The organism is Cupriavidus basilensis (assembly GCF_000876015.1).
GTDB lineage: Bacteria > Pseudomonadota > Gammaproteobacteria > Burkholderiales > Burkholderiaceae > Cupriavidus > Cupriavidus basilensis_B.
Map to the genome: position 1 here is coordinate 39,100 of NZ_BBQM01000015.1, position 17,951 is coordinate 57,050.

The window sequence follows — 17,951 nt, forward strand, 5'->3', positions numbered from 1 at the left end:
ACCCCGGGCGGCACGGCCGTGCCCGCCCCGATTTCACCACCAGGAGTTCATCATGACCCAGACGCAGAAAGTGCTCTACACCGGCAAGACCCACACCACCGGCGGCCGCGACGGCAAGTCGCGCAGCAGCGACGGCCGCCTCGACATCCAGTTGTCGTCCCCCGGCACCGCGGGCGGCGGCACCAACCCGGAACAGCTGTTCGCGGCGGGCTGGTCGGCCTGCTTCATCGGCGCGCTGGGACTGGCCGCGGGCAAGATGAAGGTCGCGCTGCCGGCGGACCTCGCGGTGGATGCCGAGGTCGATCTCGTCAAGTCGGGCGAGGCCTATTTCCTGCAGGCGCGCCTGAACGTCAGCCTGCCGGGGCTGGAGCGCGAGGTCGCGCAGGCGCTGGCCGACACCGCGCACCAGACCTGCCCGTATTCCAGGCTCACGCGCGGCAATATCGACGTCGTCATCAACGTGGTCTGAGTGGCCCCGGCGCTGCGCGCTTCTACCCGGCGGCCGGCCGCATGCCTGCCGTGGCTTGGCCATCGGCGCCGCGCAGCCGCCGGAGGCGGGCCTGCAGGTCGGCCAGCGGCTCGGTCACGGTGCGCACCGCGCCGGCATAGACGAGGCCGAGGTTGCCGTCCAGGGTCAGCAGGTCGCCTTCATGCAGGGTGGTCTCGCCGACGCGCAGCGTGCGCGCGGTCTCGTCGAGCTGCAGCGCGGCGCAGCCGACCAGGCACACCTTGCCGAGCTGGCGCGCGACCACGGCGGCGTGCGAGGTCCGCGCGCCGTGCTGGGTCAGCAGGCCCGCCGCCAGTTCGAGCGCGGCGATGTCGCTGGTCTCGGCGTCGCGCCGCACCAGCACCACCGGCGTGCCGGCCGCCTGGCGCGCGCGCGCCGCCGCTTCGTCGAAGGCGATCGCGCCGACGGCGATGCCGTTGGCCGCGCTGGCCGCCTGCGCCAGCGGCGTCGGCGGCGTGCCGTCCGGCGACACGGTGTGCGTGGCCACCAGTTCCTCCGGCTTCAGCGCGGCGGTGCGTTCGCGCGCCACCGCGGCCGGGATGATGCCGGCGTCGCACAGGTCGAGCGCGATGCGCGCCAGGGCCTGCGCGGAGCATTTGCCGTTGCGGGTCTGCAGCAGGTACAGGCGCCCGTCCTGCACCGTGAACTCGAAGTCCTGCATGTCGCCGAACGCGCGCTCAAGCGTGGCGGCAACGTCGGCCAGGTCCTGCCACACCGCCGGCATCACGGCGGCCAGCTCGTCGTGGCCGTAGGCGTTGCGCCGCCCCGAGACCACGTCCTCGCCCTGGGCGTTGAACAGGAAGTCGATCCACAGCGCCGGCTCGCCGCTGACCGGGTCGCGCGTGAAGCCGACGCCCGAGCCCGAGCGCCCGCCGGCATTGCCGTACACCATCGTCTGCACCGTCACCGCGGTGCCGATGGTGTCGGGGATGTCGCGCTGGCGGCGGTATTCGCATGCCTTGGGCGAGCGCCAGCTGGCGAACACCGCGCCGATCGCGCCGGTCAGCTGGGCCTGCGGGTCTTGCGGAAACGGCGTGCCCGCGGCGCGCGCGTAGGCTTCCAGGTAGCGGTGCGTGAGCATGCGCAGTTCGGCGAAGTCGAGGTCGCGCTCGTCGCGCGTGCCGGCCAGCGCCGCGCTCTCGGCATCGAACACCGCCGCCGGCACGCCGGCCACCACTTCGCCGTAGCTCGCCACGAGCCGGCGGTAGGTGTCCCACGCCAGGCGCGGGTTGCCGGTCTGGCGCACGAAGCCGGGCAGCGTGGCGTCGCACAGGCCGATGTTGAGCAGCGTCTCCATCATGCCCGGCATCGACACCGGCGCGCCCGAGCGCACCGACAGCAGCAGGGGCAGCCTGGCGTCGCCGAAGCGCAGGCCGGTGGCGTGTTCCAGGGCCTGCAGCCCGGGCCGCCAGAGCGCGGGCGCGGTGGCCGCCGGGCTGGTGGCGGCGCTTGCGCAATAGACCGTGCCGAGCGCGAACGCGGGCGGCACCGGCAGTCCCAGCGCGGCCATGCGCAGCAGGTTGAAGGCCTTGAAGCCCATCGTCCGCGCGGAGGGTTCGTGCGCCGGATGCGCAAGGCGGGCGGTGCCGACCGGCGCGGCGCAGCCGATCAGGTAGAGGGCGTCGGGCCAGTCCGGAGCCGCGGCGGGGTCGGGTGCGTTCATGTTTGCGTTCATGTCCGGGCTCATCCCTGGGCTCCGGCCTGGCCGAAGGCCACGTCGCGCAGCGCATAGCCGGCCACCAGCAGGCGGTCGGACGCCAGTTCCAGCGCGATGGCCAGGTCGTTGGCCAGCATCAGCGCGCCGGCGTCGCGGATCGCGGCCAGGATCGCGCGGCGGGCGGCACGCAGCAGCTCGTCGCACTCGCGTTCGGCGCGCAGCACGTTCCATGACGCGGCGAGGAAGGCGTCGTCGTCGGCGGCATCGCTGCCGGCGCCCAGTTGCCGCGCGATGGCCAGCGCCTTGACGTGTTCCTGCGTCGCCGAGAGCACGGTCTGCGCCAGCTTGCCGAGCAGGTGGCGGATGTCGGCGTTCCAGCCCTGGTGGTGGTCCTCGGCGATCAGGCTCATCAGGAACGCGGCTTCCTCGAGCGCATCGGCGATGTCGTCGGACAGTTCCAGCAGGCGCGCCGCGGGCTGCCAGCGGCGCTGGCGCCGGGCGTGGTCCCGCGCGCGCATCACGAGGTGGTCGGCCTGGCGCTCCCACACTTTGGCGCGCGCCGCCAGGCTATGGGCGGCTTTACCGGCCTCGCCGGCGGCCTCGCGCTCCGCCTTGCCGGACGGCGCGACCACGTCGTGCGCCAGCCCGTCGCTGACGGCCTGCGCCAGCGCCTGGCAATAGGCCGCGTGTTCTTCGATGAGGTCGAACTCGCTGCCGTGCTGGCGCATGCGCCGGGCCAGCAGCATGCGGGTTTCGTCGGCGACCAGCGCCAGCGGCTGGCCGGCCAGCAGCGCCCGGCTGGCCTGGCACAGCACCTCGACCAGGAAGGCGCGGGCGTCGGGCGGGCCGAGCACGGCGTCGAGGCGGTCGCCGATGCGGAACGCATCTTCGCCCGCGGCCTGCATGGCGGCGAACACGATCTGTTCGCCGCCGGCCTTGAGCCACGCCATGTGGCCGGCGTCGCAGCGCGCCACCTCGCGCAGGATGTCGATCGCTTCGGCCTTGCCGACGAAGGGCAGCAGGCGCTTGCGCGCGCGGTTCCAGTCGATCAGGAACACGATGCGCGAGCCGATGCCTTCGAGCGCATCGTCGAGCGCCGCCGTGCCCGCGCATTCGAAGCGCGCGGTGCCGAAGGTGTAGGCCCGCCCTTCGTTGAGCGCGGCATCGACCTTCGACTGCGTCTCGGTCCACTGCGCGCCGAACGGGGCCAGCAGCGCCTGGAAGAAGGCGAAGCGGGCGCGGTGCAGGTCCGAGTAGTGCAGCGTGATCGTGGTGCCCTCGACCTGCAGCACCAGCACGTGGGCGTCGTTGGTGCCGATGTCGTTCTGCAGCAGCAGCCGCGCGCCGTCGCGCGTGGCGGCCGTGTCGAGCCCGGGATGGTCGAACTTCAGCGGCGCGGTGCGGTTCAGGCCGCGCATGAACGCCGCCACCCGCGCGCGGTCCGCCGGCAGCAGTTGCCACACGTGGGCGCCGTCGACCTGTTCGCCGGACAAGGTGCCGGCGAGGTGGTTGAGCTGCTTGTGCAGATCCATCACCAGCAGGTGCAGGCTGTCGTCGTCCTCGCCGGGCGCGCCGTCATGCCTGTGCTTGTCCGCGCGCTTGCCGCTGGTCAGCGCGCGCAGTTGGCCGTTGCGCAGCGTCTCGCCGCCCGGCTGCTCCGCCGCGGGCGCGCCGAGCGTGCCGAGCCAGCCGCTCCAGTGCCTGACCCGTTCGCGCAGGTCGTCGCCGGTGTCGGGCACTTCGAGCAGCGGCCGCGCCATCACGCCGAGGTCCTCCGCCAGGTGCCGCGCCAGGCGTTGCAGCCCGGGCATCAGGAGCGCGCCTTCGACCCGCGACGCGGCCGCCGGCAGCTCGCGCAGCCAGCGGCCCTCGATGCCGGCCGCCGCCGCTTCCCGGCCGAAGTCCGGCGGCTCGGTGGTGGGCTGCTCCGCGTGGGCGGCGGCGGCCTGCAGGACCGTCAGGTACAGTTTGAGGCGGTCATTCGCGGCAAGCGCGGCGTGGATCCACGCGGGGAGCAGCAGCGTGCTCTTTCCCATCGCGGCGACGGCATCGGATTTTTGCATGCGGGCCTCTGGCTCGATTGTCGATGCGGCAGAGTCTGGGCAGCGGAAATGACCGTTTTGCGACAAACGGAAAGGGCCGGCACCAATGCTTGAGACAAGTCAAAGGCCGGCGCGAATCTTTCCGCCGGCGCTGGCGCGCCGGTCATATGCTGTACATGGATACGGGTCCGCGCATGGCGCCGGTTCCCGTCACTTGCTTCATTCCCGCTGGACCGCCGGAGAGCGATGATGTCCGTTCACAAACTCAGACAACCCGACCAGAAGGGCCTCGTCGCCTTGCTGGCAGCGAAAGCCCACATGCCGGTGGATGACGTCGAGCAGCTCTACGAACATGAGCGCGCCGAGCTGGCGGTGGACGCGCACATCACGTCGTTCCTGCACATCTTCGCCATCCGCAACGTGGAGAAGATCCTGCGCCGGCGGGTGGGCGAAAAGACCGCCTTGCGCGAGGGCGGCCGCGCGCCGCAGCCGGCCGGGCGGGACCGCCGCGCCGGCGCCTGAGCGCGGCGCGCGGCCGCGCAGGCCGCTACAGCGACTGCAGGAAGGCGACCACCGCGGCGCGGTCTTCCTTCGGCAGCGCCTCGAAGCGGGCGCGGCTGTCGTCCGCCTCGCCGCCGTGCCACAGGATCGCCTCGGTCAGCGTGCGGGCGCGGCCGTCATGCAGCAGCCGCACGTTCTGCTCGCCGCCCTGGACGAAGCGCAGCGAGCCCACGCCCCACAGCGGCGCGGTGCGCCACAGGTTCGGCGTGGCGCGGCCTTCGCTCAGGGTGTCGGCCAGGCCCGGGCCCATGTCGTGCAGCAGCAGGTCGCTGTACGGGTGGATGGTCTGGTCGCGCAGCTCGGCGAACGGGTGCGTGTTGCCGGTCTTCAGCGTCGGCGTGTGGCAGGCCACGCAGCGCGCCTGCGCGAACAGCGTGCCGCCGCGCGCGATCTGCGGCGGGTCGACGTCGTGCTCGGGCGACACCCGCACGCCGTCCGGGAAGCCGCTGCGCAGGCTGCGCTGGGCCGGCACGCCGATCAGCGAGAGGTAGTGCGTGAGGCGCTGCAGGTCGGTCTCGGAGACCGAGGTGGCCGCGGCGGCGCGGCAGTCGGCGGCCTCGCGCTGGCAGCCGCGCGAGGGAAACACCGGCGAGGTCACGCCCATGTCCTTGATCAGCGCGTCGCCGACCTGCTGCCGTATGCTGGCCTTGGTCGCCTTCCAGCCGAAGCGGCCGAGATGGGTCTTGCCGGTCTCGGGATCGGCGACCCAGTTGGGGATGCCGCGCACGCCGTCGCCGTTCCTGTCGTCCGGGTCGGCCAGCGCCAGGATGGTGGGCTCCGCCACCGCCTCGAGCAGCCCCATGCCGATGACCTGCGGCGCCTGGCGCGCCGAGAACTGCGCCGGCACCGGCCCCTTGAACGCATAGGACGGCTTGACCAGCGCCACCGTCTCGCCGCCGGACAGGGTGCGCGCGGTGGTCTCGTAGGATGCCACGCTGACGCCGTAGTCGGGCGCGCCCGGGTCCTGCGCGTGCTGCTGCACGTTCAGGCCGTAGGTCGGGTCGGCCTTGCCGCCGGCGGCGACGAGCATCGACATGGTGTCCAGCCGCGCGCCGATGGCCGGCGCCAGGCTGCGGCCGTTCTGCGTGTGGCACTCGATGCAGCGCGGCTGGTTGTAGCGCGGGCCGAGCTGGCCGATGTGCTCGGCAAACACCGGGTTGTCGGCGTCGTGCTCGGAGTGCTTGCCGTCGGCGAACGAGGTGTGGAACAGCCGGCGCCCCTCGACGAAGCGCTGGGTGTTGACGATGCCGATATTGTTGGCCATCTGCTGGAACACCCGCATCGGCTCCTCGGAGTAGTTGTACGAGATGCTGGCGTCGCCGCCGAGCAGCGTCTCGGCCGGCAGCGGCGCGGAGTCGAGATTGGGCGCGATGCCATACCACGGCCGCATGCCCACGCCGACCACGTAGAGCTGCTCGAACGAGTAGTAGCGGCTGCCGCCGCCATCCACCACCGGGTCGCGCTTGAGCCGCGGCGCCGGCGCCAGCTCGATCGGGTCGCCGATCTTCAGCGCGCTGTGCGGATCGGTGCGCCAGTTGGAGTCCACCACGATCATGCAGTCTTCGCGCGGCTGGCCCTCGCGGCAGATGGGCTGGCCGCCTTCCTTCGGGTTGTTGAAGCCGTAGTTGAGCGCCCAGCCGTAGTCGCGCACGGTCGGGTCGAGCACGTTGCGGAACAGGCTGAAGGTGGTGCCGTCGAAGACGCCCTGGTTGACGTGCAGGTAGATCTCGATGCGCTGGCGGCCGGCGGGCACGCCGTCGCGGATCTCCAGGCCGAAGGTGCGGTTCTGGAAATAGAAGGTGGGGAAGGTGAGGTAGCGGCCCGGGCCGGCGTCGGGCGCGTCCCAGGCCTCGCCGCGCTCGCGCGCGTGGCGCTCGGTCGGGCGCGAGCCCATCAGCGTGACCAGCGTGCCGTCCGCCTCGCGGTACTGGATCTGCTCGTTGACCGGCGTGCCGGGCGCGAACAGCGGCGCGTAGGCGGCGGTGTCGGCGGGCGCGGCGGCGGCCGGCGCGCCGCCGTCACCGCCGCCGCCGCAGGCGGCCAGCGCGGCCAGTGCCAGCACGGCGGCGAACAGCGCCGCCGCGCGCGGCGCGAGGCCGGTGCCGGCGTGGCCGGACCGGCGGGAGGGGGCGTGGATTGGCATGGTTGTCTGGCTCGGTGGCTCTATAGCTCGGTGGTGCGGCGGCATGCGCCGGCGCGGTCAGTGGAACGGCAGCGATACGTAGAACGAGCCGAGCTCGGAGAGCTGGCCATCGGCGCCGAGCAGGCTGGTGAAGTGAGTGTCGTTGTCCTCGCGGCCGGTGAACCACGCATAGCGGAACACGTCGGCGCGGTCTTCGCAGATGGCCACCATGTTCGCCATCTGTGCCTTCTGTTTGGCCACCGAATCGATCTGCGCGCCGTCGGCCTGGCTGTGCCAGTTGGCGAACTCCGTGACCCAGAACGCCTTGCCATATTTCGCGAGCCGGTCGAGCTGGCCGGCGAGGCCGTAGTCGTACCAGTGGAAGGCCAGGTAGTCGATGCGCGGGTCGCGGCCGCCGTTGGCGGCGCGGTAGGCATCGTAGAACGCGTCGAGCCACGCGACCGGGTCGGCATAACCGGGCATCGTGCCCCAGTTCATGGCGGGGCCGACGATCTGCACGCCGGTGCGCGCGGCGATGCCCTCGAACACCGGCCAGCGCTGCGCCGCCTGCAGCGGCGTGAGATTGGACTGGTCGGCGAGGTTGGGCTCGTTCATCACCAGCAGGTAGCGCACGCCGGGATTGGCCGCGAGGAAGGCCTCCACCTCGGTGGTGTCCTCGGTGCCGTTCCACATCATCGGCAGGAAGTCCATCGCGTAGCGCGCGCGATAGTCCGCCGGCACGCCGGCATTGCGCCGCGGGCTCCAGTTGTACCACCAGCTCACGCCGGGCGACAGCGCGGCGAGATCGGCCGGCGACGCGAGGTCGTAGGCAATGCCGCGCTTCGCGCTCTTCGGCACGGCCGGCGCGGACGGGTCCGGCGTGGCGGGAGCGGTGGGCGCGTTGGGGGCGGGCGATCCGGGCGCGGCGGGCACGCCGGCGGCTGGAGTTGCGGCGGGCGCGTCTTCGCCGCCGCCGCCGCACCCCAGCAGGGCAGCGGAAAGCGCCAGCGCGAGAAACAGGCCTTTCGGCAAGGTCATGTCGTCACCGTGGGTTGCATGCCGGCGCACGCGCGCCGGCCTTGTGTCTTGATGGATTGCGGTTTCCGGAAACCCGGAAAGACGGATTCCGGAAATCCGGAATGCCGGGCGATGCGCAAGCGGTAAAGAACCGGTCATTCCCGCATTGGGAAAGACGGGCCATGATCGGGGAAATTCGGCAGGGGGATTATCGTCGCAATGCGCGGAAAAATTGAACCGCATGGCATCGATCGGCGGTGAATTTCCGTTTGGCGTCGTTTCCATGCGACGCCGGTCCAAGCGGCAATGCCGCGTTCCAGCCCGGCGGCAGCGGGCATGCGCTGGATGCCAAAGCGCCGGAAAGCGCGTCCAGTCTGGTTTTCGGCGGATTGCCGCGGTCCGCGGCGGTGGTGGTATTGCAATGCACCTGTATTAACAATCAATACAAAGCAAGACAAAGCAGCGGTGGCGGGAAAAGCGGCGCCATGAATTAAAGAGGCGCCTTTTCAATGAGGCTATTTCCGCCGGGACAAGGCTGGTAGAAATTTCGCCGAACGAATCAAAAAATAATTAAAGACTGATATAAGGCATGACGTAGGCGGATGCCGCCGCCCGCATGCCGGCGCAGCGCCGGCCGCAACGCAGGCGCGCGGCGGCACGGCGTCGTTCGATCGGGGTACGCGGCGCTCAGATGAACGACAGCACGGTCTGCGCGGGCAGCCGCGACTTCGGCAGCTTGGCGTTGAAGTCCTTGTCGCTGCGGTAGCCGAGCGCGACCAGCACGACGCTGGTGAAGCCCTTCTCGCGCAGGCCGAGCTCTTCGTCGAGCAGGCGGAAATCGAAGCCTTCCATCGGCGTGGCGTCCACGCCCAGCGTGGCGGCGCCGAACAGCAGCGTGCCCAGCGCGAGGTAGGTCTGCTTTTCCATCCAGTGCTGCAGGTCCTTCTGGTCGTAGCGGTGCAGGTTGACGTAGCCGAGCCGGCCCTTGCGCTGGCCGGCCTTGGCGTCGGGCAGCGGGAAGCGGCCGTCGCGCTCTTCCTGCTCGAGGATGTTTTCCAGGTGCGCGTCGGGGATGCCGGTGCGCGCGCACAGCACGATCACGTGCGAGGCGTCGAGCGCCTTGCGCTCGTTGTAGGCAAAGCCGCCATGCAGGCCCTTGGCGACGCGCGCCTTGCCTTCGGGCGTGCCGGCCACCACGAAGTGCCACGGCTGCGAGTTCACGGAGGACGGGCTGTGGCGCAGCATCGTGAGCAGGTCGTCGATGGTTTCCTGCGGGACGCGGCGCTCCGGGTCGAAGGCCTTGGTGGTGTAGCGGGTGCGGGCGATGGTCGAGAGTTTCATCTGGTGCTTGCTGGTTTTCGAGGGTGGTTCGGGAGCATCGGCGAGGATGGTATGCGCTTGCCTTTCATCAGGCAATCGAATACTTTTAATCCCAACAATCTGAAATTCGACTGAATCGACTCGATGCCATGCGCCCTGACCTGGAAATAGACCTGCTGCGCGCCTTCGTCGCGGTGGCGGAGACGGGCGGCTTCACCGCCGCCGCCGAGGTGGTGCGCCGCTCGCAGTCGGCCGTCAGCCAGAAGATCCTGCGCCTGGAGGAGCTGCTCGGGCGCAAGCTGTTCCACCGCACCAGCCGCGCGCTGAGCCTGACGCGCGAGGGCGAGCAACTGCTGGTGATGGCGCGCCGCATCCTGGAGCTCAACGACGTGGCGGTGCGCGCGCTGACCGATCCGCCGGCCGCCGGCAACCTGCGCCTGGGCATTGCCGAGGATTTCGTGCCGATGCAGCTTCCCGCGCTGCTGGCGCGTTTCCGGCGGCTCTACCCGGACATGCACCTGGAGCTGCGCACCGGCCTGAGCTGCGACCTGCTGGCCGCCTACGACGACGGCAGGCTCGACGTGGTGATCGCCAAGAAGGACGGCAGCGCCCAGCGCGGCCGCGTGATCTGGCGCGAGCCGCTGGTGTGGATGAGCGGCAAGGACAGCCCGCCGGACCCGGACAAGCCGGTGCCGCTGGTGCTGCTGCTGCCGCCGTGCACCTACCGCGAGGTGATGATCCGCTCGCTCGACGCGATCCGCCGCGAGTGGTATTCCTCGTGCACCTCGGCCAGCCTGATGGGCATCCAGGCCGCGGTCGCGGGCGGTCTCGGCGTGACGGTGCTGGGGCGTTCGTTCGCGCAGCCCGGCCTGCAGATCCTGCCGTCGGGCGATGCCTGGCCGACGCTGCCGATGACGGAGATCGTCATTCTCGGCGAGGAGTCCGCGCCGGCCGAGCTGGTGCGGCCGCTGATGTCGTTCCTGACGGACAGCCTGTCCGGGGCGATGGGCGCCGCGGCGTAGCGCGCGCGGGAGCGCGGGGCCCGCCGCGCCGGCAGGCCCGGCTTCAGTCGTTGTGCGTCACCACGTCGCCGACCGGGTCGGGGTGGATCTGCATCACGGCGTCGCGCTTTTCCAGCAGGTGGCGCCGCAGGATGGCGCCGAGCAGCTTGCCGTCGCGCGCTTCCAGCGCCTTGATCATGTCCTCGTGGTCGTGCACGGCGCGGTCCCACTTGTCGGTCTGGTGGTTGGAGCGGAAGCGCAGCGCCTTCAGGCGGCGGTTGACCGACTGGTAGGTCTGCCGCAGCGCCGAATTGCGGGCGGCCTCGTTGATGCGGTCGTGGATCTCCTGGTTGCGGCTGTAGTAGCCGGGCAGGTCGTTCTGCACGCGGCAGGCCAGCATCGCGTAGTGCAGCGCCTTGATCTCGGCCAGCTCCGCCGGCGTGATGCGCTCGCAGGCCAGCTCGCCCGAGAACGCTTCCAGGCCGCTCATCAGCTCGAAGGTCTCCCACATCTCCGCCTCGGTCATGCGCGAGACGCTGGCGCCGCGGTGCGGCGAGATCTCGATCAGGCCCTCGGCGGCCAGCACCTTGAAGGCCTCGCGCAGCGGCGTGCGCGAGATGCCCAGGGTTTCGCACAGCTCGCGCTCGTTGAGCTTCATGCCCGGCGACAGCACGCCTTCCACGATGAACTTGCGCAGGTGCTCGACCACCATCTCGTGCAGCCGCTGCCGTTCCACCCTGGGCAGGATCGGGGCGGGACGGGGCACGCCGCTGTCGCCCGGATTTTGTGGATTTTGCATACAAAGTCCTTCCCTTTGCGTTTTCCGCATTTTACTGCATCTCATTGGCCGCAAGCGCCTCGCGGGTAAACACCGAGCCGCGGCGGCGATTCCGTCCTTGGATCGGGGCCGTTTCGTTGCTAAAGTATTTTGAATTCAAAATTCATGATTCAAATAAAGGAGGCACTGCCCATGATCAAGCTCGATTTCCACCCCGCCGGCCGCCACTTCCTGCAGATCCCGGGGCCGAGCCCGGTGCCGGACCGCATCCTGCGCGCGATGAGCTACCCGACCATCGATCACCGCGGGCCCGAGTTCGGCGCGCTGGGCCGCAAGGTGCTGGCCGACATCAAGAAGATCTTCAAGACGGAGCAGCCGGTCATCATCTATCCGGCCTCCGGCACCGGCGCCTGGGAAGCCGCGCTGACCAACACGCTGAGCCCCGGCGACGCCGTGCTGATGTTCGAGACCGGCCACTTCGCCACGCTGTGGAAGAAGATGGCCGAGGCGCTCGGCCTGAAGCCGGAATTCATCGGCCTGCCCGGCATCGAGGGCTGGCGCCACGGGGTGCGCGCCGACATGATCGAGGCGCGCCTGCGCGCCGACGGCGGCCATGCCATCAAGGCGGTGTGCGTGGTGCACAACGAGACCTCCACCGGCGTGACTTCGGACATCGCCGCGGTGCGCCGTGCCATCGACGCGGCCGGCCATCCGGCGCTGCTGCTGGTGGACACCATCTCCGGCCTGGCCTCGGCGGACTACCGCCATGACGAATGGGGCGTGGACGTGACCGTGTCGGGCTCGCAGAAGGGCTTGATGCTGCCGCCCGGCATCAGCTTCAACGCGCTCTCGGCCAAGGCCATCGCGGCCGGCAGGCAGGCCCGGCTGCCGCGCGCGTTCTGGGGCTGGGACGAGATCCTCGAGGCCAACAAGAACGGCTACTGGCCGTACACCCCCAACACCAACCTGCTCTACGGCTTGTCCGAGGCGCTCGACATGATCCTGGAAGAAGGCCTGGACCACGTGTTCGCGCGCCACCAGCGGCTGGCCGAGGCCACCCGCCGCGCGGTGCGGGCCTGGGGCCTGGAGATCCAGTGCGCCGATCCGGCGGTCTACAGCCCGGTGCTGACCGGCGTGATGATGCCCGAGGGCGTCGACGCCGACGCCGTGCGCAAGCGCATCTACGAACGCTTCGACATGTCGCTGGGCCAGGCGCTGGGCAAGATGCGCGGCAGGATGTTCCGCATCGGCCATCTCGGCGACTGCAACGACCTGACCCTGATGGCCACGCTGGCCGGCTGCGAGATGGGGCTGAAGCTCTCGGGCGTGCCGGTGGCCGCCAGCGGCGTGGCCGCGGCGATGGACTACCTGGTTTCGCTGGAGGACAAGCCGGCGCTCAAGGCGGCGGCCTGAGTTTCACAGGGAAGGCCGCGCCGCCGCGGCCTTCCCGCGCAGTGGCGGCGCTCGGCGGCAAATGGCGGCAAATAGCGGCGCATAGCAGCAAACAGCCGGACAGCAGTACGCACAGGCATGGCTTCACCCGCGCGGGCGAGGCCAGGGAGCGGTGTTGCCGATCGCAGCACCGCCGCCTGCCGCGCGCGCGCAAGCCCGCCGCAGAGCGGGCCCGGCACAGGAAACGCACAAGAGATGCAAAGCCGAGGCCCAGGCGGGCGCCGGGCAGGCAAAAAAAGACCGGAGACAAGCAATGAAGCGCTTTCGTGCCACCAGCATCGTGCTGGTGATGTTGTGCATCATGTATTTCATCACCTACCTGGACCGCGTCAACGTCAGCACCGCCGCGGCCGGCTTCGGCCAGGAGTTCCATCTCAACAAGACCGAGATCGGCCTGGTGTTCTCCGCCTTCGCCTATCCCTACCTCGTGTTCCAGATCATCGGCGGCTGGGTCAGCGACCGCTTCGGCGCGCGCCGCACGCTGATCGCGTGCGGCGTGCTGTGGGCCATCGCCACGCTGCTCACCGGCATGGCCGGCGGGCTGGTCTCGCTGCTGGCCGCGCGCCTGCTGCTGGGCCTCGGCGAAGGCGCGACCTTTCCCGCCGCCACCGCCGCGATGGCGCGCTGGGTGCCCAAGGACAAGCGCGGCTTCGCCCAGGGCATCACCCACGCCTGCGCGCGCGTCGGCAACGCGGTGGCGCCGGCGGCGGTGGTCGCCATCATGGCGGTCTACGGCTGGCGCGAATCGTTCTACCTCTGCGGCGCGATCAGCCTGGTCTGGGTGGCGCTGTGGGCGCTGACCTTCACCGAGCAGCCCAAGGACCATCCGCGCATCACGCCGGCCGAGCTCGAGACCCTGCCGGCGGCGCGCAGCAAGTCGCCCAACGTGCCGTGGCGCCGCCTGTTCCGGCGCATGGCGCCGGTGACGGTCGTCTACTTCTGCTACGGCTGGACGCTGTGGCTGTTCCTGAGCTGGATTCCGCAGTACTTCCTGCATAGCTACGACCTCGACCTGAAGAAGTCGGCGGTGTTCGCCTCCGCCGTGTTCTTCGCCGGCGTGCTCGGCGACACGCTCGGCGGCGTGGTGACCGACAAGCTCTACGAGCGCACCGGCAGCCTGAAGCGCGCGCGCAGCTGGATGGTGGCGGTCTGCATGCTGCTGACCATGATCTCGCTGCTGCCCATGCTGTTCACGCACCAGCTCTATGTCTCGATGGCCTGCCTGTCCGCCGGCTTCTTCTTCGCCGAGATGACCATCGGCCCGATGTGGGCGATCCCGATGGACATCGCGCCGGAATACTCCGGCACCGCCAGCGGCATGATGAACACCGGCTCGGCGCTGGCGGCGATCATCTCGCCGGTGCTGTCGGGCTACCTGATCGACCGCTTCGGCAGCTGGGAACTGCCCTTCATCGGCAGCATGCTGCTGATGGGCGTCGGCGTGGTGCTGGCCTTCCGCATGCAGCCCGAGAGCAAGTTCGAAGCCGATGCCGCCGGCGCGGCCAGTCCCACGCACCTGCATGCCTGAGCATCCCGCCATGCGTCATTCCGATCCCCAACTTCATCCCCAACCGCAGCAGGAACTGGCCCGCCTGCTCGCGCGCGCCGGCGGCGACGGTCTTCGCTTCGCCGATCTGCCGGCCGCGCTGCTGCCGCGGGACGCCGACGCGGCCTACGCCGTGCAGGCCGAAGTGCTGCGGCAGCGCGGCGCCGGCATCGGCGGCTGGAAGGTCGGCGCGAAGTCCGCCACCGGGCCGGTCCAGGGCGCGCCGCTGCCGGCCGACTGCGTGCATGCCAGCCCCGCCGCGTTGAAGTCGGGCAGCTTCCGCCGGCCCGGCCTGGAGCTGGAGATCGCGTTCCGCTTCGGGCGGGTCTTCGCGCCCCGCGCCGCGCCCTATGCCGACGAGGAAGTGCTGGACGGCATCGAATACATGGCCGCCGCCATCGAAGTGGTGGCCAGCCGCTACCGCGAGTGGCCCGCGGTGGACAAGCTCGCGCAGCTGGCCGACCTGCAGAACCACGGCGCGCTGGTGGTCGGCGACTGCGTGCGCTACCAGCCCGGTTACCCGTTCCTGCATCCCGCGCTGTCCTTCACCTTCGGCGGCGCCGGGGTGGACGTGGTCGCCGGCGCGCCGGCCAATCCCGCCGGCGATCCGCGCCGCCTGCTGCCGTGGCTGGTGAACCACTGCACGGCGCGCGGCATCACGCTCGGCCATGGCACGCTGGTCACGACCGGCTCCTACACCGGCATGCATTTCCCGGCGCAGGCCGGCGTGGCGCTGGGCACCATCGCCGGGCTGCCGCCGGTCGCACTCACGCTCGGCTAGCCGGGCGCCGGATTCCACAAGCCTCGACAAAAAAACGCCATGAACCCCACGCCTTCCTCCCTGCTGGTCAAGCCGGTCCACCTCGTGCCGCCGCAACGCGGCGCGGCCTCGCCGCTGTCGGCGCGGCTGCGCAAGGCGCTGCGCGGCGACGTGCTGTTCGACCGCGCCAGCCGCGGCCGCTACGCCACCGATGCCTCGATCTACCAGATCACGCCGCTCGGCGTGGTGGTGCCGCGCGACCAGGCCGACCTGCTGGCGGCGCTGGAGATCGCGCGCGAGGAACGGCTGCCGGTGCTGGCGCGCGGCGCCGGCACCAGCCAGTGCGGCCAGACCGTGGGCGAGGCGCTGGTGATCGACAACAGCAAGTGGCTCAACAACGTGGTGGACTTCGACGCCGCGGCGCGCACCGTCACGGTGGAGCCGGGCATCGTGCTGGACCACCTCAATGCGTGGCTCAAGCCGCACGGCTTGTGGTTCCCGGTGGACGTCTCCACCGGGGCGCAGTGCACCATCGGCGGCATGGCCGGCAACAACTCATGCGGCTCGCGCTCGATCGAGTACGGCAACATGGTCCACAACGTGCTGGCCATCGACGCCATCCTGGCCGACGGCAGCCAGTGCCATTTCGGCTCGCTCGCGCATGCGGCCGAAGGCGGCCGCGTGGCGGGCATCCTGGCGGACCTGCGCCGCATCGCCACGCGCGAGCGCGGCGAGATCGCCGAGCGTATGCCCAAGGTGCTGCGCCGCGTGGCGGGCTACAACATCGACATCTTCGATTGCCAGAATCCGCGCGCCTACACCGACGACGGCCACGCCAACCTGTCGCACATCCTGGTCGGCTCCGAGGGCACGCTGGCCTACAGCCGCCAGTTGACGCTCAAGCTGGCGCCGCTGCCGGCGCACAAGGTGCTGGGCGTGGTGAACTTCCCCACGTTCTACCAGGCGATGGACATGACCCGGCACATCGTCAAGCTCGGGCCGGTGGCGGTGGAGCTGGTCGACCGCACCATGATCGACCTGTCGATGGAGAACCCCGCCTTCCGCCCCGTCATCGAGCGGGCGCTGAGCGGCGACCCGCAGGCCATCCTGCTGGTCGAGTTCGCCGGCGAGGAGCACGCCGCGCTGCTGGCCCGGCTCGACGCGCTGGCCGAGCTGATGGGCGACCTGGGCTTGCCCGGCGCGGTGGTGAAGATGCCGGAAGCGGGCGCGCAGAAGGCGCTGTGGGACGTGCGCAAGGCCGGTCTGAACATCATGATGAGCATGAAGGGCGACGGCAAGCCGGTCTCCTTCATCGAGGACTGCGCGGTGCCGCTGGAACACCTGGCCGAATACACCCGCCGGCTCACCGAGGTGTTCCACAAGCACGAGACCGAAGGCACCTGGTATGCCCACGCCAGCGTGGGCACGCTGCACGTGCGGCCCATCCTGGACATGCGCCGCGACGGCGCGGTGCGCATGCGCGAGATCGCCGAGGAGGCTGCGGCGCTGGTGCGCGAGTACAAGGGCGCGTACTCCGGCGAGCACGGCGACGGCCTGTGCCGCGGCGAATGGGTGGCGTGGCAGTACGGCCCGCGCATCAACGCCGCGTTCGGCGAGATCAAGGCGCTGTTCGACCCGGACAACCGCTTCAACCCGGACAAGATCGTGCGCCCGCCGCGCATGGACGCGCGCGAGAACTTCCGCTTCGCGCCCGGCTACGCGGCGCTGCCGCTCACGCCCGCGCTCGACTGGTCGGCATGGAACGTCACGCGCGACCCGCTCACCGGCGCCGAGAGCGCGCCCGGCACCGGCACCGACCGCGCCGGCGGGCTGGCGGCCGCGGTGGAGATGTGCAACAACAACGGCCATTGCCGCAAGTTCGACGCGGGCACCATGTGCCCGAGCTACCGCGTCACGCGCGACGAGCAGCACGTCACGCGCGGGCGCGCCAACACGCTGCGGCTGGCGGTCTCCGGCCAGCTCGGCGACGACGGCCTGGCCAGCGCCGAGGTCAAGGAAGCGCTGGACCTGTGCGTGTCGTGCAAGGGCTGCAAGCGCGACTGCCCGACCGGCATCGACATGGCGCGCTTCAAGATCGAAGCGCGCCAGGCGTGGTCGCGGCGGCACGGCACCAGCCTGCGCGAGCGCATGGTGGCGTACATGCCGCGCTACGCGCCGCTGGCCAGCCGGCTGGCGCCGCTGCTCGCGCTGGCCGATGGCATTCCCGGCATCTCCGGCCTGGTCAAGCGCGCGCTCGGCTTCGCGCCGCAGCGCTCGCTGCCGCGCTTGCGGACTTCGTTCCTGTCGACGGCGCGGACGACAAGCACCGGGGGCAAGGACGCGCCCGCGCGCGAAGTCCTGCTGTTCGTCGACACCTTCAACAACTACATGGAGCCGGACAACGCGCGCGCGGCGCAGCAGGTGCTGGAAGCCGCGGGCTACACCGTGCATTTCAACGTCCGCGCGGGCGAGCGTCCGCTGTGCTGCGGCCGCACCTTCCTCGCCGCCGGGCTGGTGGACGAGGCCAAGGCGGAAGCGCGGCGCCTGCTGGACACGCTCAAGCCCTACGTGGAGCGCGGCGTGCCGGTGGTCGGGCTGGAGCCGTCCTGCCTGCTGTCGCTGCGCGACGAGTTCCTCGGCTACGGCTATGGCGAGGAAGCCGCGAAGCTGGCGTCGCAAGCCTTCCTGTTCGAGGAATTCCTCGTGCGCGAGCACCGCGCGGGGCGGCTCGCGCTCGACCTCGGCGCGCTGCCGGCCAGCGAGGCGGTAGTGCACGGCCACTGCCACCAGAAAGCGTTCGATGCCTTCACGCCGGTGCAGACCGTGCTCGGCTGGATTCCCGGCCTCAAGGTGTCGCCGGTCGAATCGTCATGCTGCGGCATGGCGGGCAGCTTCGGCTACGAGGCCGAGCATTACGACGCCTCCACGGCGATGGCCGAACTCTCGCTGCTGCCCGCGGTGCGCAAGCGCGCGGCGGACGCGCTGGTGGTGGCCGACGGCACCAGTTGCCGCCACCAGATCCACGACGGCGCGCAGGCCGAGGCGCTGCACGTGGCGCGGGTGCTGGCGATGGCGCTCAGGCAGAGCTGAGGCGCGAGGCGGGGGCGTGCCCGGGCAAATTTGTCCCAGCGACCGGCAGACCGTTCATCCACAGGTGCAGGCGGCGGTGACGCGGTGCGCGCGCCAT

13 protein-coding genes are annotated in these 17,951 nt (G+C 70.6%); 7 read left to right on the forward strand and 6 right to left on the reverse strand.

What is annotated here, in order from left to right; genetic code table 11:
* Nucleotides 1-52 precede the first annotated feature (52 nt).
* Nucleotides 53-469 carry an organic hydroperoxide resistance protein gene (locus KF708C_RS14180; RefSeq protein ID WP_059412324.1) on the forward strand — a complete coding sequence of 139 codons (417 nt, stop codon included), beginning with the start codon at nucleotides 53-55 and terminating at the stop codon, nucleotides 467-469.
* Nucleotides 470-491: 22 nt separating this feature from the next.
* Here the strand turns inward: KF708C_RS14180 and KF708C_RS14185 are convergent, their stop codons facing one another.
* Both KF708C_RS14185 and KF708C_RS14190 read right to left on the reverse strand, forming a co-directional pair.
* Nucleotides 492-2,171 (reverse strand): PEP/pyruvate-binding domain-containing protein, encoded by a 1,680-nt coding sequence (locus KF708C_RS14185; protein ID WP_059412325.1) that lies wholly within the window; start codon nucleotides 2,169-2,171, stop codon nucleotides 492-494.
* Nucleotides 2,172-2,191: 20 nt separating this feature from the next.
* Complete coding sequence (locus tag KF708C_RS14190) at nucleotides 2,192-4,228, reverse strand: hypothetical protein (RefSeq protein ID WP_059412326.1); 2,037 nt, start codon at nucleotides 4,226-4,228, stop codon at nucleotides 2,192-2,194.
* A 228-nt stretch (nucleotides 4,229-4,456) separates the two neighbouring features.
* Here KF708C_RS14190 and KF708C_RS14195 point away from each other — a divergent pair, with 228 nt between their 5' ends.
* Nucleotides 4,457-4,729, forward strand: a complete 273-nt coding sequence (locus KF708C_RS14195; protein ID WP_197090358.1) for a DUF3562 domain-containing protein — start codon at nucleotides 4,457-4,459, stop codon at nucleotides 4,727-4,729.
* A 25-nt stretch (nucleotides 4,730-4,754) separates the two neighbouring features.
* Here the strand turns inward: KF708C_RS14195 and KF708C_RS14200 are convergent, their stop codons facing one another.
* From KF708C_RS14200 to KF708C_RS14210, 3 genes are all read right to left on the reverse strand, one after another.
* On the reverse strand, nucleotides 4,755-6,911 hold the full coding sequence (locus KF708C_RS14200; RefSeq protein WP_082079557.1) for a di-heme oxidoreductase family protein: 2,157 nt from the start codon (nucleotides 6,909-6,911) through the stop codon (nucleotides 4,755-4,757).
* 57 nt (nucleotides 6,912-6,968) lie between these two features.
* A complete protein-coding gene (locus KF708C_RS14205) occupies nucleotides 6,969-7,928 on the reverse strand; it encodes a glycosyl hydrolase (protein WP_059412328.1) in 960 nt (319 codons plus the stop codon).
* A gap of 666 nt (nucleotides 7,929-8,594) precedes the next feature.
* Nucleotides 8,595-9,248, reverse strand: coding sequence for an oxygen-insensitive NAD(P)H-dependent nitroreductase NfsB (locus KF708C_RS14210; RefSeq protein ID WP_020203955.1), 654 nt, complete (start codon nucleotides 9,246-9,248; stop codon nucleotides 8,595-8,597).
* Nucleotides 9,249-9,376: 128 nt separating this feature from the next.
* Here KF708C_RS14210 and KF708C_RS14215 point away from each other — a divergent pair, with 128 nt between their 5' ends.
* Nucleotides 9,377-10,249, forward strand: coding sequence for a LysR substrate-binding domain-containing protein (locus tag KF708C_RS14215; protein ID WP_059412329.1), 873 nt, complete (start codon nucleotides 9,377-9,379; stop codon nucleotides 10,247-10,249).
* A 43-nt stretch (nucleotides 10,250-10,292) separates the two neighbouring features.
* Here KF708C_RS14215 and KF708C_RS14220 read toward each other — a convergent pair whose 3' ends face one another.
* On the reverse strand, nucleotides 10,293-11,027 hold the full coding sequence (locus tag KF708C_RS14220) for a GntR family transcriptional regulator (RefSeq protein WP_029043811.1): 735 nt from the start codon (nucleotides 11,025-11,027) through the stop codon (nucleotides 10,293-10,295).
* 171 nt (nucleotides 11,028-11,198) lie between these two features.
* On the opposite strand from KF708C_RS14220, the gene KF708C_RS14225 reads away from it, so the two are divergent.
* The 4 genes from KF708C_RS14225 (at nucleotide 11,199) to KF708C_RS14240 (ending at nucleotide 17,854) form a co-directional block, all read left to right on the forward strand.
* Nucleotides 11,199-12,419 carry a pyridoxal-phosphate-dependent aminotransferase family protein gene (locus KF708C_RS14225; RefSeq protein WP_020203952.1) on the forward strand — a complete coding sequence of 407 codons (1,221 nt, stop codon included), beginning with the start codon at nucleotides 11,199-11,201 and terminating at the stop codon, nucleotides 12,417-12,419.
* A gap of 292 nt (nucleotides 12,420-12,711) precedes the next feature.
* Nucleotides 12,712-13,986 (forward strand): MFS transporter, encoded by a 1,275-nt coding sequence (locus KF708C_RS14230; protein ID WP_059412330.1) that lies wholly within the window; start codon nucleotides 12,712-12,714, stop codon nucleotides 13,984-13,986.
* A 10-nt stretch (nucleotides 13,987-13,996) separates the two neighbouring features.
* Entirely contained in the window at nucleotides 13,997-14,785 is a 789-nt protein-coding gene (locus KF708C_RS14235) for a 2-keto-4-pentenoate hydratase (protein WP_059412331.1), read from the forward strand.
* A 39-nt stretch (nucleotides 14,786-14,824) separates the two neighbouring features.
* Nucleotides 14,825-17,854: an FAD-binding and (Fe-S)-binding domain-containing protein gene (locus KF708C_RS14240; RefSeq protein ID WP_059412332.1), complete on the forward strand. Its 3,030-nt coding sequence runs from the start codon at nucleotides 14,825-14,827 to the stop codon at nucleotides 17,852-17,854.
* Nucleotides 17,855-17,951 lie beyond the last annotated feature (97 nt).

What these genes read in the sequence shown, in the direction of transcription:
- KF708C_RS14190 (WP_059412326.1), bottom strand. Translation starts at nt 4,228, where the DNA reads ATGCAAAAATCCGATGCCGTCGCCGCGATGGGAAAGAGCACGCTGCTG.
- KF708C_RS14185 (WP_059412325.1), bottom strand. Translation starts at nt 2,171, where the DNA reads ATGAACGCACCCGACCCCGCCGCGGCTCCGGACTGGCCCGACGCCCTC.
- KF708C_RS14220 (WP_029043811.1), bottom strand. Translation starts at nt 11,027, where the DNA reads ATGCAAAATCCACAAAATCCGGGCGACAGCGGCGTGCCCCGTCCCGCC.
- KF708C_RS14225 (WP_020203952.1), top strand. Translation starts at nt 11,199, where the DNA reads ATGATCAAGCTCGATTTCCACCCCGCCGGCCGCCACTTCCTGCAGATC.
- KF708C_RS14230 (WP_059412330.1), top strand. Translation starts at nt 12,712, where the DNA reads ATGAAGCGCTTTCGTGCCACCAGCATCGTGCTGGTGATGTTGTGCATC.
- KF708C_RS14200 (WP_082079557.1), bottom strand. Translation starts at nt 6,911, where the DNA reads ATGCCAATCCACGCCCCCTCCCGCCGGTCCGGCCACGCCGGCACCGGC.
- KF708C_RS14180 (WP_059412324.1), top strand. Translation starts at nt 53, where the DNA reads ATGACCCAGACGCAGAAAGTGCTCTACACCGGCAAGACCCACACCACC.
- KF708C_RS14210 (WP_020203955.1), bottom strand. Translation starts at nt 9,248, where the DNA reads ATGAAACTCTCGACCATCGCCCGCACCCGCTACACCACCAAGGCCTTC.
- KF708C_RS14235 (WP_059412331.1), top strand. Translation starts at nt 13,997, where the DNA reads ATGCGTCATTCCGATCCCCAACTTCATCCCCAACCGCAGCAGGAACTG.
- KF708C_RS14205 (WP_059412328.1), bottom strand. Translation starts at nt 7,928, where the DNA reads ATGACCTTGCCGAAAGGCCTGTTTCTCGCGCTGGCGCTTTCCGCTGCC.
- KF708C_RS14195 (WP_197090358.1), top strand. Translation starts at nt 4,457, where the DNA reads ATGTCCGTTCACAAACTCAGACAACCCGACCAGAAGGGCCTCGTCGCC.
- KF708C_RS14215 (WP_059412329.1), top strand. Translation starts at nt 9,377, where the DNA reads ATGCGCCCTGACCTGGAAATAGACCTGCTGCGCGCCTTCGTCGCGGTG.
- KF708C_RS14240 (WP_059412332.1), top strand. Translation starts at nt 14,825, where the DNA reads ATGAACCCCACGCCTTCCTCCCTGCTGGTCAAGCCGGTCCACCTCGTG.